We start from the raw sequence: 14,947 nt of genomic DNA, 5'->3' as shown, positions 1-14,947 counted from the left end.
TGGTGCTTGAGTGACCAGGTCACAGGCCTGATAGCGGAGGCGGCGCCGGCGTTCGAGCAGCCGGTGAATAGCGCAATTTCGCGGCATACCGGTAGCGCGTGAAACGCCTACGCTGGCATTCGAACCCGCATCGACAATTGGGGCACCATGGCAGCCCGGTTCCGTCTGCTCGGCGATATAGAGGCCACCATTGACAGGCGGCCTATTATTATCGGTTATGGTCAACTGAAATGCGTTCTGGCGGTGCTGCTGATCGAGGCGAACCGCACGGTCCCCGTCGACGAGCTGATCGACCGCGTGTGGGGCACACGCCGGCTGCCCCGGCGGCCGCGCGGCGCGGTGCAGCACAGCGTGACCCTGTTGCGCCGTGCGCTCGCGTCCGCTCAGGACGTCACGATCGCCTGGCGGTCGACCGGCTACCAGCTCACCTGCGACCCGTCCGCGGTCGACGTACGACGGTTCCGCTCGCTGCTCGGCAGCGCTCGCGCGACCGGCGACGACGAGCTGGCCGCGGCTACGTTCGAGCAGGCGCTCGAGTTGTGGCGCGGAGAGCCCTTCACCGGCCTCGACACCCCGTGGATCAGTTCGTTGCGCAGGACGCTGATCCATCAGCGTCAGGCGGCGCGACTGGACCTCACCGACATCCAGTTACGCCGCGGGCTGCACACCGCGCTCCTCGCCGACCTGCGCGACTGGGCCGAGGACGACCCGCTGGACGAACGCCTGGCCGGTCAGTACATGCTCGCCCTGTATCGCAGCGGTCGTCAGGCCCGCGCGCTGGAGCACTACGCGCACGTACGCCGCTGCCTGGCCGAACAGATGGGTGCCGACCCCGGGCCGCTGCTGCAACGGCTGCACCGGCAGATCCTCACCGCCGACCAGGCGCTGGTCACGCCGGCCGCCGTCCCGCACGCGGCCCCGCGGAGCGGCCCCACGCCGCCGCCGGTCACGCCGGTGGCGTGCACGCTGCCGGCCGACCTCACCGGTTTCGCCGGCCGGGGCACACAGGTGCGCGAGATCATCGCCAAGGCCACCGAAGCGGCGCACACGGGCCGCATGGTCGCCGTCCACGCCGTCGACGGCATGCCGGGGGTCGGCAAGACGGCGCTGGCGGTCCACGTCGGCCATCTTGTCGCCGACCTGTTCCCCGACAGGCAGCTCTTCGTGGACCTGCACGCGCACACCGCGGGACGGCAGCCGACCGAGCCCGCCGACGCGCTCGGCGTCCTGCTGGCCGCCGACGGGCTGGATCCCCGTGACCTCCCCGAAGGGCTGGAGGAACGCGCGGCGATGTGGCGGGACCGGATGGCGGGCAAACGCGCGCTGCTGATCCTCGACAACGCCGCAGGCAGCGACCAGGTGGCGCCACTCCTGCCCGGCGCGGCGGGGAGCCTCGTACTGATCACCAGCCGCCGTCACCTGGGTGACCTGCCGGCCGCGGTCGACACCGTCTCACTGGCGACCCTGCATCCCGACGAGGCGCAGCAGATGTTCCTGCGTCTGGCTCCGCGCGCGGCGAGCGAGCCGGCGCGGGTCGGGGAACTGGTCGCCATGTGCGGTCACCTGCCGCTGGCGATCTCTCTGCTGGCCCGGTTGTTCACCAAACACCGCGCCTGGAGCATGGGGGACCTGATCGCCGAGACGGCCGCCAGACTGCTCGTCGTCACGGCGGAGAACCACACCGTCGGCGCCGCCTTCGACCTGTCCTACCGCCACCTGACCGCCGACCGGCAGCGCGTCTTCCGCCACCTCGGCCTGCACTCCGGCGTGGACATCGACACCTACGCGGCCGCCGCGCTGACCGGGCTTCCCCATCACGAGGTGGTCGCGCACCTCGACGCGCTGCAGGGGGACCATCTCGTCAACGAACACGCCTTCCGGCGGTACCGCATGCACGACCTCATCCGTGAGTACGCGCGTGTGCTCGCCGCCGCCGATCCCGCCGGCGAACGCGAACAGGCCGTGGAACGGCTGCTCGACTACTACCAGCACACCGCGGCACGCGCTGACACCCGCCTGGCCCGGCTCAGCCGTCCCACGGTCACCCCGGTGCCGGCGGTGCCGGCCGCGGCACCCGAACTGCGGACGAGGGACGAGGCGCGACGATGGCTGAACGACGAGCGCGGCAACCTGCTCGCGTACATCGAGAAGGCGGCCGAACGCCGTCCGGCCCGGATGGCGGCACTCACCGCGGCCGTCGCCTCCTATCTGCGTGCCGAAGGTCCGTGGTCCCTCGCCTCCGACCTGCACCGCGCGGCTGTGGACGCGACAGCGCGCAGCGGTGACCGGTGCGGTCACGTGATCGCCATGACCGACCTCGCGGGGATCCTCTGCCTCATGGGGGACCACCCGGGTGCGACGGACCTGCTGCGCGAGGCGAGGGACATCTGCCGGGAGGCCGGAGACCGGCGCGGTGAGGCCCACGCACTGCACGAGCTCGGTGTGGTCAGGACCCTGACCGGGTGCCACGCCGCCGCCAACCGGATGCTCCGGCAGGCGCTCGACCTCCACCGAGAGGTCGGTGAACGCCTCGACCAGGCTTCCGACCTGCACATCCTCGGTGTCGTCGGGTGGCTGAGCGCGGACTACGGCGGTGCGCGGGTGCTGCTGTGGCAGGCGCTCGACATCTACCGCGAGATCGGGGACCGGCACGGCGAGGCCGTCGCGCTCACCGATTTCGGCACCCTCCGGTTGCTCACAGGGGACACCTCCGGTGCGGACGTGGACCTGTCGCGGGCCCTCGCGATCTGCCGGCAGGTCGGCGACCGGCTCGGTCAGGCCAACGCGCTCGTCGCGCTCGCGACGGCACGGTGGCGTGGCGGCGACCGGCCGGGTGCCACCACGATGCTGCGGCAGGCTCTCGGCATCTACCGCGAGATCGGTGACCGCCGCGGGCAGGCGGCGGCACTGAACCGGCTCGGGGTCGTCCGTTCGCTGAGCGGGGATCTGCGGGAAGCCGCGGAATTGCTGCGCAGGGCCCTTGAGATCCATCGGCGGATCGGCGACAGGGACGGTGAGGCCGAAACCCTCAACAACACAGGCTCTCTGTCGCTGACGTGCGGCGACCCGGCGCAGGCCCGCCTGCACCACGGTGCGGCGCTGCGGCTCGCGCGTGCCATACCCAACAGGCTGGAGGAGGCCCGTGCTCTGGAGGGTGACGGCAGAGCGGCCGAGGCGCTCGGCGAGCGTGACACCGCCGCGAGGCTGCTCCGGCAGGCGCTCACGGTCTACGAACGCATCGGCGCTCCGGAGGCGGGCAGGCTCGCACCGGAGCTCGACACCCAGTCGGCGTACACGTGGACGCGCGCGACCCCTCCGTGCCGGGAGGCCGGCCCAGAGGACGACGGTGCACGCGAGGTCTCGTGGGCCGGGGTGCGCCGAACCTTCCGCATGGGGTGAGGCGCGAGCCGTGATCCGGCCCTCTCGTGTGCGCGGGGCACTCAGGTGCGTCCACAGGGAGGACTGAGTAGGTGTACTCATGCCGGTACGGCGGCGACGGCCGAGCCTTGAGAGTATGACGAAACCAGTCCAACCGACCATGACGACCGTTTACTACATGCAGTGCGTCCTGTCGTTCTGCCTCGCGCTCGGCAGCGTCGTCATCGGCATCCTGTACCTGCCGGTCGACACGTGGGTGCGTGCGTTCCTTGCCGTCGGTGTGCTGTACACGGTGACCTCGTCCTTCGTCCTCGCCAAGTGCGTACGCGACCGCCAGGAGATCACCCACGTGACGAGCCGCGTCGACCAGGCCAGGCTCGACAAACTGCTCGCCGAGCACGACCCGTTCAAAGTGGAGAAGATCTGACCGGTCCCCCGCACGGGGGCGGGGACACGGGACAGGGAGCGGGGACGGCGTGCGGCGTCAGTCCCCGTCGATCCCGCGCTCAAGCGCGTACCTCATGAGCTCACCGCGGTTGTGGAGTTGCAGCTTGCTCAAGGTGTTCTGCACGTGGTTCTGCACCGTGCGGTGGGACAGCACGAGCCGCTCCGCGATCTGCCGGTACGACAGACCCTTGGCGACCAGGCGCAACACCTCGGTCTCCCGTTCGGTCAGCCGGGGGCCGTCGCTCGGGGACGGCCGGGTGGCGAGCCTGCGGTACTCCCCGAGGACCAGGCCGGCCAGCCCCGGCGTGAACACGGCGTCGCCTTCCAGGGTGCGCCGCACGGCGTCGAGGAACTCCTCCCTGCTCGCCGATTTCAGGAGATATCCCGAGGCGCCTGCCTTGACGGCCTCCAGCACGTCCTGCTGTTCCCCGCTCGCCGACAGCACCAGGATCCGCGGCGCGTGATCGGCCGCCGACAGCCCGCGTGCCACCTCGACCCCGGACAGATCAGGCAGACGCAGATCGAGGACGACGACGTGCGGCCGTACCGCACCGGCGACGCGCAGCGCCTGCGCGCCGAGGCCGGTGGTGGCCACCACGTCGTATCCCGCGTCGGTGAGGTCGCGCGCGACGGCGTCCCGCCACATCGGGTGGTCGTCGACCACCATCACCCTCACGGCCTCCACGTCCGCCACTCTAGGCCGCGCCATCCGGTACGCGGACCCCGATCGTCCTCGGGAACCGGGACCGTCAGCTCTATCTCGGTGCCCTGACCGGGATGCGACACGACGCTCACCGTGCCGCCGAGGTCGGCCATCCGGCCGCGGATCGACCTGGCGATGCCGAGCCGTCCCTCCGCCTCGGCCTCCCGCAGGCGTCCGTCGGGGATGCCGGGCCCGTTGTCCCTGACGGTCACGATGACGGTGCCTTCGCCGCTGTCGGCGAGCACCCAGGCCCGCGCGTCCGCGCCGCAGTGCCGCCTGACGTTGTCCAGCGCCGCTCCGGCCGCCGCGGCGACCTCGCGCGCGTGCGCCGCGGGGAGCAGCAGCGGGGCCGCGGGGGTGGACACGGTGACCGACGCCGTGCCGAGGCGGCGCAGCAGCGCGCTCACATCGACCAGGGCCCGGCTGCTCTCGGAGTGCTCGTCAGGCGGGGCCGGTTCGCTGCGGATCAGCTCGCGCAGCGCCACCTCCTGCTCCCCGGCGAGCCTGCCGAGCTCGGCGGCCGCACCGCCGATCTCCTGGCCACGCCGTTGCACCAGGGCCAGGACCTGGAGCACCGAGTCGTGGATGCCCCGCGCGAGCCGTTCGCGTTCCCGGCCCGCGGCCTCGATCTCGACGGCCCGCTGCAGCCGCGCCTCGGCCTGCTTGGCGAGGCGGGCCACATGGCCGACCACCACACCGGCCATCAGCATCAGCACGGCCCCCTTGAGAAGGACGCCGAAGTCGAGCTCACGCGCACCGCGCACCCACTGGTCGGCGGCCGACAGCACGATCGCGGCCGTCGCGCCGGCGCGGCGTCCGCCGTACACGGCCCAGGCGAGCACGGGTCCGCCGACCCAGGTGGCCGTCACCGGCATGACCCCGGACGGCCCGGCTTCGGGCCCTTGGACGTACCGCGAGGCGAGCAGGCACACCACGGTCACGAGCAGGTCGGTCGCCACGAGCACGCGACCGGGCCTGCTGGCGTACCAGTAGGTCGCGCCGGCCGTCCACAACGCCATGACGGCGAAGACGGCCCAGCCCGCCACGGGACGTGCGTACCCTCCGGCGGACAGCAGCAGGACGGCGGCGTAACACAGCGACGCGACGCGATAGACCGCGATGGCCCGCCAGAACGGCCGCTCAATCCCCATGAGGACCGCTCTCCTGCGCGCCGGGACGCCGGAGCGCGACCCGGCACGAGGACGTGCGGCGCCTACTCGGGCTTGTGGCAGACCGCTTCCACGTTGTTGCCGTCAGGGTCGCGGACGAAGGCCCCGTAGTAGTCGGGGTGGTACTCAGGCCACAGACGCGGCTCATGCAGGACGGCGGCGCCGTGACCCACGGCCGCGTCGAAGAACGCGCGAACCGACGCGCGGTCCGCCGCGGCGAAGGCGATGTGCGACTCCCTGAACCCCTCGCCGGTCTCCTGCGCGCTGATCCAGAACATCGGTTCGGATGGTGGGCCGTACCCGATGGCGACGCCGAAATCCATGACCCGGCCGCTGCCGAGCGGGGTGAGCACGGTGTCGTAGAACGAGGAACTGGCCGCCATGTCGGCGCACTGAACTCCGAAGTGATCGAGCATGCCGTCATGGTGGCGCACGCCACCGACATTTTCCTCGCGGCTCCGCCGGTCACGGCTCGCCGTTCTCCACGGCCTCCTTGAGCGCCGCGAGGGTCCGCTCGTGCGCCGCCACGCCTTGGCTGACGGTGAACCCGATGAGCAGCGCGTTCGCCTCGAAGGTCATGCGCTCGGCCACGCGGGTACGGCCGTCGCCGAGGTCATGGAAGACCGCTCTCTGGTGGGTGACCACACCCGGCGCGGTCCACGTGTCGACCTCGTACCACAACCCCGCCGGGTCGATCCGCTGCCGCGCGCGGATCCTGCTGTTGATCGGCACCCCCGCCACCGGGATCCGCTCGACGGCGGTGAACTCCAGGTGGCGGGTGCCGTCCTCGTACCGATCGCCGTGGACGTCGATCTCCCGCAGGAAGGGATGCCTGCCGATGTGGTTGCCGACCTCGGAGAACACCGAGAACACCCGCTCGGCAGGGGCGCCGACCTCACAGGACAACTCCTTGGTCACCCGGCGGCGGAATCGCATCGGCGCCTCACGTTGCTCCGACAAGGGGGTCTTAGTGACTTATACCGTACGAACCCCCGGCTCAGCGTGCGTCCCGTACCTGGTTCACATAGGCCACCAGACCGGTCAGCTGCTCGGCCGTCCACGGCAGCGCGCGGCTCAGCTCACCGCTGTTGCCGCTCCACATCCGCCGTGCCGCGACCTTGGTGTCCTCTCCTCCGTGGAACGCCGCACCGACCGCGTCCCAGCGTTCCACCAGCTCGCCGACCCGCGGATCGTCCACCGGTGTCCCGTTCGCGACGTGCGGCAGGAGCTCCTCCACCAGCTCCACCCATCGCGTCCTCGCCGCCTCGACGGCCTCGGGGCCCATCTCGTCCCGGCGTGCCGCCAGCCGTGACCGCTGCTCGGCGGTGAAGTGGTTCTCCAGCATCGACATCATCTCCAAGGTCGTCATGAGATCTTCCGGATCGGGCTCCGGCGCCGCGTGGAGCCTGCCGAGCAGACCGTGGATCTGTTCGCGCAGCTCCGCGATCCGAGCGGCGTGCGCGTCCAGCTCGCGCAACTGCGCGTCGAGCAGGTCCCGCATGTGTGCCGGCTCGGCGAGAGCGTCCGCGATCTCCTCAAGGGAGAGCCCGAGCGCGCGCAGGGCACGCACCCGGTACAGCCGCCGCAGATCGGCGCCGGTGTAGCGGCGGTGGCCCGCCGCCGTGCGCTCACCGGCGCTCAGCAGGCCGATCTCGTCGTAGTGGTGCAGGGTGCGCACGGTCAGGCCGGTGGCCCGCGCCAGCTCGCCGATGCTCCACCGCCGTCCGGCGCCGTTCACCTCGATCACGTCATCGACGCTAGGACCTCACGTCGCGTCAGGTGCAAGTGCTCGTTTCCTGCGGCGTGAGATGGCCACCCCGACCAGGCAGAGCGCGCCACCGGCGAACGTCAGCGGGCCGGGGACCTCACCGAGCGCCACCCAGGCCATCAGCACCACGAGGGCGGGCACGATGTAGGTGGTGGCACCCATCGCGCCGGCGGTGGTGCGGGCCAGCGCGTAGGCCCACGTCGTGAAGGCCAGCGCCGTGGGGAACACGCCGAGGTACAGCAGGTTCAGCGTCGCGGCCAGGGGAGCCGTGGTCACCTGCGACGCCAGTTGCCCCGCGAACGGCAGGCAGGTCACCGCGCCGATCACGCAGCCGAACGTCGTCACCTGCAGCGCCGACGCGTGCCGCAGCGCCGGCTTCTGCGCCACCACCGCGGCGGCCCACGACGCCGCCGCGACCACGCACAACGCCACGCCGAGCACCGACGACCCCATGTGCTCCGACGTCGAGATCCCCACGATCGCCGCGCCGGTGAACGCGACCGCCATGCCGAGCAGCAGCCGCCGAGGGAACCCCTCCTTGAGGAGCCACCCGCCGAGCAGCGCGATGAGCAGCGGGCCGATGTTGACGACCATCGCGGCCGTGCCGGCGTCGACCTCCTGCTCCCCCCAGTTGAGCGCCACCATGTAGACGCCGAACCACAGCACACCGGACACCGCGATACCCGGCCATGCCGCGCGCGGCGGCAGGCCCTCACGCCGTACCAGGAGGATGACGCCGAGCGTCAGGGCACCCGCGAGAATGCGGCCGAGAGCCAGCGCGCCGGGGGAGTAGCTGTGCACCGCGCTGCGGATCGACACGAAGGCCGAGGCCCACAGCAGCACGGTGACGGCCGCGGCCGCCAGCGCTCTGCGGCCGGTGCGCTCGTCGGTCCCCGCGGTCGTGTTCGTGGCCATGGGGCGACCCTATGGCCCGTGACGGTTCCGCTCCCATCGAATTACCGCCGGCGGTCGTCCACAGGCGGGTCCTGGCCCGTCCGGCCTTTCTGGCAGGATCGGCCCTGCGTTGACCGAGGACGGAAAGGAGAGGCCGATGGAGCCAGCACAGGTGGACGCCTACTTGGCGCGGATCGGCGCGGAGCGTCCCACGTCGCCGAGCGAAGAGGCCTTACGTGACCTGCAGGTCGCGCACCTGACGGCGGTGCCGTTCGAGAACCTCAGCATCCATCTCGGCGAGCCCATCGAGCTGCGTGAGGACGCGCTCTTCGACAAGATCGTCTCGCGGCGGCGAGGCGGGTTCTGCTACGAGCTCAACGGCACGTTCGGCGCGTTGCTGCGGGCCCTCGGGTACCGCGTGTCCCTGCTGTCGGCCCGGGTCTTCGACGGCGAGCAGCCCGGTCCGCCGTTCGACCACCTGGTGCTCCGCGTGGACGTCGATGAGCCCTGGCTGGTCGACGTGGGGTACGGCCGGTTCAGCGACCACCCTCTGCGCCTGGACCACGAAGGCGATCAGCACGATCCGACCGGGGTCTTCTCCATGGTCCGCCACGGTGAGTACGGCGACATCGACGTCGTGCAGGACGGTTCCCTGGAGTACCGCGTCGACCCCCGGCCGTACGAACTGCGGGACTTCACGCCGACCTGCTGGTGGCACCAGACCTCGCCGAAGTCCCACTTCACCCGGTCGCTCGCCTGCTCACGCCGCACCGATGACGGACGGGTGACGCTGAGCGGCCGCACGCTCATCGAGACGTCGGCCGCCGGTGAGCGCACCGAGCACGACCTCGGGTCCGACACCGACGTGCTCGCCGCGTACGAGACCTACTTCGGCATGACGCTCGACCGGGTCCCCGAGCTCGTCCCCGTGGAGCCCGAGGAGTCGAACGGAAGCCCCACGTAGTTCTCCGCCAGCGTCGTCGCCGCCGCACGCGAGGAGGTCACCTGGTCCAGGTGCGCGAGCTGGAGCCGCCGGCCGTACGGGTCGTCGGTGTCGAAGGTGTGCAGCAGCGTCGTCATCCACCACGAGAAGTGCTGCGCGCTCCACACCCGCTTCAGGCATGCCTCCGAATAGGAGTCCAGCAGATCGGCGGAGCCGGTCGCGTACCAGCGGGCCAGCGCGTCGGTCAGCAGACGCACGTCCGCGACCGCCAGGTTGAGGCCCTTGGCGCCGGTCGGCGGCACGATGTGCGCGGCGTCCCCGGCCAGGAACAGGCGGCCGTACCGCATGGGCTCGGCGACGTAGGCCCGCATCGGTGTGACGCTCTTGTCCAGGATCGGCCCGGTCGCGAGCTCGAAGTCCGGCACGGTCTCCAGCCGGGTCCTCAGCTCGGCCCACACACGGTCGTCGGGCCAGTTCGCGATGTCCTCGTCCGGAGCCACCTGCAGATAGAACCGGCTGATCTCCGGCGAACGCATGCTGTGCAGCGCGAACCCCCGGTCGGTGCGCGCGTAGATCAGCTCCTCGGACGACGGCTTGACCCGGGCCAGCACCCCGAGCCACGCGAACGGGTAGTCCCGCCGGTGCTCGCTCAGCACCCCCGCCGGGATCGACGGCCGCGTCACCCCGTGGAAGCCGTCGCATCCGGCCACGAAGTCGCAGTCCAGCCGTTCGCCGCCGAAGGTCACGTACGGCCGGTCCGTGGCGGCGTCGTGCACCGCCGCGTCGGTGACCTCGAACCTGACGTCCCCGCCGTCCCGCAGCCGCGCCGCGATCAGGTCCTTCACGACCTCCTGCTGGCCGTACACCGTGATGGCCCGGCCCGGCACGAGCTCCTCGAACGCGATGCGGTGCCCCCGGCCGCCGTACCGCAGTTCGATGCCGTGGTGCGGCATGCCCTCACGCAGCATCCGGTCCCCCACCCCGGCCGCGACCAGGGTGTCCACCGTGCCCTGCTCCAGCACCCCGGCACGCACCCGGCCTTCTGCGTACGCGCGGTCGCGCGACTCGAGCACCACCGAGGTGATCCCCCGCAGGTGCAGCAGATGGGACAGCAGCAGGCCCGCAGGGCCGGCCCCGATGATCGCGACTTGGGTCCGCATGACTACGAGCATGCTGCGGCCGGGCCGTACCTAACGAGCCCTTGCTTCCACTGGGTGGCATCCGGTGCCACAATTTCCCGCACACTTCCCCACCACAGGAGGACTGCGGTGTCCGGTGGCTCACGTGAGCCGGGACGGTCGGTCACGTCCCGCGTGATGGCGGTCCTGTGCGCCTTCGACGCCGACCACCGGCGCCTCACCCTCACCGCCATCGCCGAGCGCAGCGGCATGGCCCTGTCCACCGCGCACCGCCTGGTACGCGAACTGGAGGCCTCGCACGCGCTGACCAGGGACCCCGACGGCCGCTACCACATCGGGTCCCGCCTGTGGGAGCTCGGCCAGCTCGCGCCGAGCCGCCTGCGTGAGGTGGCGCACCCCTGGCTGCAGGAACTGTTCGCCGCCACGGGGGAGAACGTCCACCTCGCCGTCCGCGACGGCATGGAGGTGCTGTACGTCGTCAAGGTGTACGGCGTCAACGCGGTCCCCATCGTGTCGCGCACCGGAGCGCGCCTCCCCATGCACGCCACCGGCGTCGGCAAGGCGCTGCTGGCACACGAACCCGACGGGTTCATCGCCGCCTACCTCACCCGCGAGCTGGAACGGCCCACCCCGCACACCGTCACCGAGCCCGGCAGGCTGGCCCGCGACCTCGCGGCCGTGCGGGCCCAGGGGTACGCGTTCACCAGCGAGGAGATGACGCTCGGCTCGTGCTCCGCGGCGGCGCCGATCATCGTCGACGGACGGCCCATCGCCGCCGTCGGCATCGTGGTGTCGTCCCGGCGGGCGCGCGAGCTGCCCCGGCTGGTGGAACCCCTGCTGACCGGGGCACGTGCGATCGCGCGCGCGTACGGCGTGGACACCTCCGCCGCGGCGCCGTGACCGGGCTCAGCCGGCTCGACCGGCTCAGCCGGCGAACAGGTCGCGCAGGTGGCGCAGCTGGATGTCGATCTGCCTGCCGCCGCCGCCTTCATGGCCGTTCCACGGCCACACGGTGATGTCCTTCTGGCCGGCCCACAGGTTGTAGGCGGCGTAGACGGTGGACGGCGGGCAGATCAGGTCCATGAGGGCCACCGAGTACAGGGCCGGCACCTCTCCCCTGGCGGCGAAGTTCAGCCCGTCGAAGTACGACAGCGTGCGGAACACCCGCTCGGCGCTGTCCCGCTGCGTGGAGAGGAACCGCACGATCTCGTGGTAGGGGTCGGCGTCGGTGATCTCCACCGCTCTGCGGAAGTGCGTGAGGAACGGCACGTCGATGAACGCCGCCACGACCTTCGGCTGCAGCGCCGCGACCGCCTGCGCGATGGCGCCACCCTGGCTGCCCCCCGCCACCACGATGCGGTCGGCGTCCACGGCCGGATGCGCGGCGGCGACGTCCACGGCCCGCACCGCGTCGGTGAACACACGGCGGTAGTAGTAGTGCTCCGGGTCGAGGATGCCCCGCGTCATCATGCCGGGGGCCTGCATGTTCTGGCCACCGTACGGATCGGCCGTGGAGCCCGGGCTGTTGTGGTGCTGCGCACCCTGACCACGGGTGTCCACGACCAGCGCCGCGTACCCACCCGCCGGCCACACCAGGTGGTCGTGCGGCAGGCCGCGGCCACCGCCGTACCCGATGTACTGCACGACACACGGCACCCCCGTGGCGCCGCGCGGAACCATCATCCACGCGTTGATCGGATGACCACCCCACCCGGCGAACGTGGTCTCGAACACCTCAACACCGGCCAGCGCCGCGTCGTACGGCCTGAAGTCGGCCGAAAGCGGGTGGACGGACGCCTCGGACAGAGTGTTCTTCCAGAAGCTGTCGAAGTCAGCGGGCTCGTCCCGCTCCGGCCGGTACTCGCGAAGTTCTTCCAAAGGCAGGTCGAACAGGGCCATCATCTCTCCGTTTACGTCAGGGCCGATACGGGGCCGTACGAGCTGCTCACGGGTCGAGTACCGCGTTCGCATGGTAGCGGCCAGAGCAGTACCAGGTCGATTGTCGGAAATGATGCCCTATGACCGTTCGTGTACCTGACGTGAGGTGTCAGGTACAGCCGCCAGGATGAGCCTCGAACCTCACGACGACGAAGGAGAACCCGTGCCACGCGCCACCGGCGGCTTCCACATCGACAGCTGGGACCAGGACACCATCGACGACCGGGAAGGTGCCACGATCGGCCGGGTCCACATCACCAAGACCTTCCACGGCGACCTCGAAGGCACCAGCACGGCCGACCTGCTCACCGCCACCGGCCAGGTGGACGGCTCGGCCGCCTACGTCGCCTTCGAACGCTTCACCGGCACCGCGCACGGACACAAAGGCTCCTTCGTCCTGCACCACACCGCCACAGGCTCAGGCGGCACGCGGTCACTGAGCTGGACGATCCTGCCGGACTCCGGCACCGGTGACCTGAGTGGCGTCACCGGCGGCGGCGACATCGCCATCGAGGAAGACGGCACCCACACCTACGTCCTCGACTACGAACTCCCCTGACCCCCGCCGGCCGTCCACAGCCTGTGGACGGCCACCCGCGTAACAGGATTCACCCCTACAGGGCCTGGCGAGGAGCAGGGAAAAGGCGTAAAGAGGTCTCAGAGGGAGGCCTCCGCGTCCATCGCGCCGCGCCGAGACGCGTGGCAGACGCCGGGAAGACGGTTCCCTATCGGAAGATTGGCGACAACCGCTTCTCGTGCGGCCAAAGGTGCGACACGATCCCTTGCTAGGCTGCAATCATCTGTAGGAAACCCGGCGTCGTCTCAGCCTGCTGAGACCGTTGAGAAGTGGGGTTGCACCGTGAAGAAGCTGATCGTCCTCGCGATCCTCGCAGCCGGAGGCCTGCTGGTCTGGCGCAAGGTGAAAGCCGACAGGGCCGAGCTCGACCTGTGGACCGAGGCGACCGGCGGCGACAACTGACCACCGGCTGACGATGCGGTGCATCGATGCTCACGGTTCACAGTGAGGACGCCGGCATGACCGCCCCGTCCATCAAACTGGCCTGCCTCGACCTGGCCGGCACCACGATCGGCGACACCTCCATGGTGGAACGCGCCTTCGCCGAGGCGATAGCCACCCAAGGCATCGTCCCCGGCACCAGCGCGTACGCCCGCGCCATGGTCCACGTCCACCACTCCCGAGGCAACCCCAAGATCGAGGTCTTCCGCGGCATCTTCCCCGGCAACGAGCCCCAGGCCCAAGCCGCCAACCTGACCTTCGAACGCTCCTACCAGGGAGCCATAGACCGCGCCGGCCTCTACCCCGTCCCCGGCACCCTGGAAGCCCTGGAAAAACTAAGAGCCGCCGACATCAAGATCTGCCTGATCACCGGCCTCAGCCGCGCCACCCTGGGCCGCGTCCTCGCCACCGTAGGCTGGATGGACAAGGTAGACCTGGCCCTCTCCCCCGAAGACGCCGGCCGCGGCCGCCCCTGGCCCGACATGATCCTGACGGCCCTCCTCCGCCTCAAGATCGGCTCCGTCCGAGAGGTAGCAGTAGCAGGCGACTCAGAAAGCGACATGTTGAGCGGCTCAAGAGCCGGCGCCCGCATAGTCGCCGGCGTCCTGACAGGCGTCCACAGCCAAGAACGCCTACTGAGAGGCGGCGCCACAAGAATAATCAACTCCATAGCCGACTTCCCCGACCTCGTCCTCGACACCACCCCCACCCCAGTAGCCACCACATCCAGGTAAGCTCTCCCTACCAAGGGGCCTTAGCTCAGCTGGCAGAGCGCCTGCTTTGCAAGCAGGAAGTCAGGGGTTCGAATCCCCTAGGCTCCACCCCAGGTCAAAGGCCACTTCCCATGATCGGGAAGTGGCCTTTTCCGCTGTGTACAGCACGGAAGTACAGCAACGGCTACGAATCCAGCCGGTCACCCAGCTTCTGAAGTGCCTTGCGCGTCTCCTCCGAGGACACCTCGCTGTAGACGTTCATCGTGACCGAGATCTGGCTGTGCCGGAGGATCTGCATCGCCACGCGCGGATGAACATCGAGCGCGACGAGCAGGGACGCGCAGGTTTTGCGGGTGGCGTGCACGTGGACCCTGCGCACCTTGGCCTTGTCACAGGCGCCGGCGAAGCTCCGCCGACGTCGGCATGCTCGTTGTCCTCATCGGTGTCACCCTGACTCAACGAAGTAGCCACCCGCACCGCCGGAGGTAATCCCGATGGATCACCAGAACACGCACTCCGTCAGCGTGGCAGGCGTGATTATCGACGACCGAGGCCGAGCCCTCCTCACTCAACGCCGAGACAACGGCCACTGGGAAGCCCCCGGAGGAGTCCTCGAACACCACGAAGACATCCTCACCGGCCTACGCCGAGAAGTCCGCGAGGAAACCGGTCTGGACATCGACCCCATCACCTTCACCGGCGTCTACAAGAACATGACCCGAGGCATCATCGCCCTCGTCTTCCGCTGCAAAGTCATCAGCGGCACCCTCACCGAAACGGACGAAGCCCGCTCATTCCGCTGGGTCACCGCCGACGAGGCCCACGCTCTCGCATCCG

Annotated in this window: 16 protein-coding genes, 1 tRNA gene and 1 pseudogene; 9 read left to right on the top strand and 9 right to left on the bottom strand. The window is 70.3% G+C overall.

The window, feature by feature from the left end; translation table 11 throughout:
• The first annotated feature begins 243 nt into the window (after positions 1–243).
• Positions 244–3,399 (top strand): tetratricopeptide repeat protein, encoded by a 3,156-nt coding sequence (locus BJ992_RS00085; protein WP_184977911.1) that lies wholly within the window; start codon positions 244–246, stop codon positions 3,397–3,399.
• 115 nt (positions 3,400–3,514) lie between these two features.
• Entirely contained in the window at positions 3,515–3,805 is a 291-nt protein-coding gene (locus BJ992_RS00080) for a YiaA/YiaB family inner membrane protein (RefSeq protein WP_184977910.1), read from the top strand.
• 57 nt (positions 3,806–3,862) lie between these two features.
• Here BJ992_RS00080 and BJ992_RS00075 read toward each other — a convergent pair whose 3' ends face one another.
• The 6 genes from BJ992_RS00075 to BJ992_RS00050 all read right to left on the bottom strand — a co-directional run bounded on the left by BJ992_RS00075 (position 3,863) and on the right by BJ992_RS00050 (position 8,380).
• Complete coding sequence (locus BJ992_RS00075; protein ID WP_221475061.1) at positions 3,863–4,492, bottom strand: response regulator; 630 nt, start codon at positions 4,490–4,492, stop codon at positions 3,863–3,865.
• A gap of 5 nt (positions 4,493–4,497) precedes the next feature.
• Positions 4,498–5,679 carry a MacS family sensor histidine kinase gene (gene macS, locus BJ992_RS00070; RefSeq protein WP_184977908.1) on the bottom strand — a complete coding sequence of 394 codons (1,182 nt, stop codon included), beginning with the start codon at positions 5,677–5,679 and terminating at the stop codon, positions 4,498–4,500.
• A 62-nt stretch (positions 5,680–5,741) separates the two neighbouring features.
• Positions 5,742–6,113 carry a VOC family protein gene (locus BJ992_RS00065; RefSeq protein ID WP_184977907.1) on the bottom strand — a complete coding sequence of 124 codons (372 nt, stop codon included), beginning with the start codon at positions 6,111–6,113 and terminating at the stop codon, positions 5,742–5,744.
• A 49-nt stretch (positions 6,114–6,162) separates the two neighbouring features.
• Positions 6,163–6,633: an SRPBCC family protein gene (locus BJ992_RS00060; protein ID WP_184977906.1), complete on the bottom strand. Its 471-nt coding sequence runs from the start codon at positions 6,631–6,633 to the stop codon at positions 6,163–6,165.
• Positions 6,634–6,694: 61 nt separating this feature from the next.
• Entirely contained in the window at positions 6,695–7,444 is a 750-nt protein-coding gene (locus BJ992_RS00055) for a MerR family transcriptional regulator (RefSeq protein WP_184977905.1), read from the bottom strand.
• 18 nt (positions 7,445–7,462) lie between these two features.
• Positions 7,463–8,380, bottom strand: a complete 918-nt coding sequence (locus BJ992_RS00050; protein ID WP_184977904.1) for a DMT family transporter — start codon at positions 8,378–8,380, stop codon at positions 7,463–7,465.
• A gap of 136 nt (positions 8,381–8,516) precedes the next feature.
• Here BJ992_RS00050 and BJ992_RS00045 point away from each other — a divergent pair, with 136 nt between their 5' ends.
• A complete protein-coding gene (locus BJ992_RS00045) occupies positions 8,517–9,323 on the top strand; it encodes an arylamine N-acetyltransferase family protein (protein WP_184977903.1) in 807 nt (268 codons plus the stop codon).
• Here the strand turns inward: BJ992_RS00045 and BJ992_RS00040 are convergent.
• Entirely contained in the window at positions 9,245–10,462 is a 1,218-nt protein-coding gene (locus BJ992_RS00040) for a 4-hydroxybenzoate 3-monooxygenase (protein WP_184977902.1), read from the bottom strand. The two genes, BJ992_RS00045 and BJ992_RS00040, sit on opposite strands and share 79 nt — an antisense overlap.
• 108 nt (positions 10,463–10,570) lie before the next feature.
• Between BJ992_RS00040 and BJ992_RS00035 the strand changes: the two genes are divergently transcribed.
• Positions 10,571–11,341: an IclR family transcriptional regulator domain-containing protein gene (locus tag BJ992_RS00035; protein ID WP_184977901.1), complete on the top strand. Its 771-nt coding sequence runs from the start codon at positions 10,571–10,573 to the stop codon at positions 11,339–11,341.
• Positions 11,342–11,365: 24 nt separating this feature from the next.
• Here BJ992_RS00035 and BJ992_RS00030 read toward each other — a convergent pair whose 3' ends face one another.
• Positions 11,366–12,340 (bottom strand): acetylxylan esterase, encoded by a 975-nt coding sequence (locus BJ992_RS00030; protein WP_184977900.1) that lies wholly within the window; start codon positions 12,338–12,340, stop codon positions 11,366–11,368.
• A 166-nt stretch (positions 12,341–12,506) separates the two neighbouring features.
• Between BJ992_RS00030 and BJ992_RS00025 the strand changes: the two genes are divergently transcribed.
• The 4 genes from BJ992_RS00025 to BJ992_RS00015 all read left to right on the top strand — a co-directional run bounded on the left by BJ992_RS00025 (position 12,507) and on the right by BJ992_RS00015 (position 14,218).
• Positions 12,507–12,938, top strand: coding sequence for a DUF3224 domain-containing protein (locus BJ992_RS00025; RefSeq protein ID WP_184977899.1), 432 nt, complete (start codon positions 12,507–12,509; stop codon positions 12,936–12,938).
• Positions 12,939–13,238: 300 nt separating this feature from the next.
• Positions 13,239–13,358 (top strand): DLW-39 family protein, encoded by a 120-nt coding sequence (locus BJ992_RS32405; RefSeq protein ID WP_343072420.1) that lies wholly within the window; start codon positions 13,239–13,241, stop codon positions 13,356–13,358.
• 56 nt (positions 13,359–13,414) lie between these two features.
• Entirely contained in the window at positions 13,415–14,131 is a 717-nt protein-coding gene (locus tag BJ992_RS00020) for an HAD family hydrolase (protein ID WP_246496475.1), read from the top strand.
• Between the two features lie 14 nt (positions 14,132–14,145).
• Positions 14,146–14,218: transfer RNA gene (locus BJ992_RS00015), tRNA-Ala, on the top strand.
• A 76-nt stretch (positions 14,219–14,294) separates the two neighbouring features.
• Here BJ992_RS00015 and BJ992_RS00010 read toward each other — a convergent pair.
• Positions 14,295–14,510, bottom strand: a pseudogene (locus BJ992_RS00010) (tyrosine-type recombinase/integrase); the annotation flags it as partial.
• 94 nt (positions 14,511–14,604) lie between these two features.
• Between BJ992_RS00010 and BJ992_RS00005 the strand changes: the two are divergent.
• A partial coding sequence (locus BJ992_RS00005) for an NUDIX hydrolase (RefSeq protein ID WP_184977897.1) occupies positions 14,605–14,947 on the top strand: 343 nt, incomplete at its 3' end.

This window comes from Sphaerisporangium rubeum, assembly GCF_014207705.1.
Lineage (GTDB): Bacteria > Actinomycetota > Actinomycetes > Streptosporangiales > Streptosporangiaceae > Sphaerisporangium > Sphaerisporangium rubeum.
The sequence above is the reverse complement of the archived record's forward strand: the minus strand, read 5'-3'. Positions and strand labels throughout refer to the sequence as shown.

What these genes read in the sequence shown, in the direction of transcription:
- BJ992_RS00040 (WP_184977902.1), bottom strand. Translation starts at nt 10,462, where the DNA reads ATGCGGACCCAAGTCGCGATCATCGGGGCCGGCCCTGCGGGCCTGCTG.
- BJ992_RS00080 (WP_184977910.1), top strand. Translation starts at nt 3,515, where the DNA reads ATGACGAAACCAGTCCAACCGACCATGACGACCGTTTACTACATGCAG.
- BJ992_RS00045 (WP_184977903.1), top strand. Translation starts at nt 8,517, where the DNA reads ATGGAGCCAGCACAGGTGGACGCCTACTTGGCGCGGATCGGCGCGGAG.
- BJ992_RS00030 (WP_184977900.1), bottom strand. Translation starts at nt 12,340, where the DNA reads ATGGCCCTGTTCGACCTGCCTTTGGAAGAACTTCGCGAGTACCGGCCG.
- macS (WP_184977908.1), bottom strand. Translation starts at nt 5,679, where the DNA reads ATGGGGATTGAGCGGCCGTTCTGGCGGGCCATCGCGGTCTATCGCGTC.
- BJ992_RS00025 (WP_184977899.1), top strand. Translation starts at nt 12,507, where the DNA reads ATGAGCCTCGAACCTCACGACGACGAAGGAGAACCCGTGCCACGCGCC.
- BJ992_RS00065 (WP_184977907.1), bottom strand. Translation starts at nt 6,113, where the DNA reads ATGCTCGATCACTTCGGAGTTCAGTGCGCCGACATGGCGGCCAGTTCC.
- BJ992_RS00060 (WP_184977906.1), bottom strand. Translation starts at nt 6,633, where the DNA reads ATGCGATTCCGCCGCCGGGTGACCAAGGAGTTGTCCTGTGAGGTCGGC.
- BJ992_RS00020 (WP_246496475.1), top strand. Translation starts at nt 13,415, where the DNA reads ATGACCGCCCCGTCCATCAAACTGGCCTGCCTCGACCTGGCCGGCACC.
- BJ992_RS00075 (WP_221475061.1), bottom strand. Translation starts at nt 4,492, where the DNA reads ATGGTGGTCGACGACCACCCGATGTGGCGGGACGCCGTCGCGCGCGAC.
- BJ992_RS00050 (WP_184977904.1), bottom strand. Translation starts at nt 8,380, where the DNA reads ATGGCCACGAACACGACCGCGGGGACCGACGAGCGCACCGGCCGCAGA.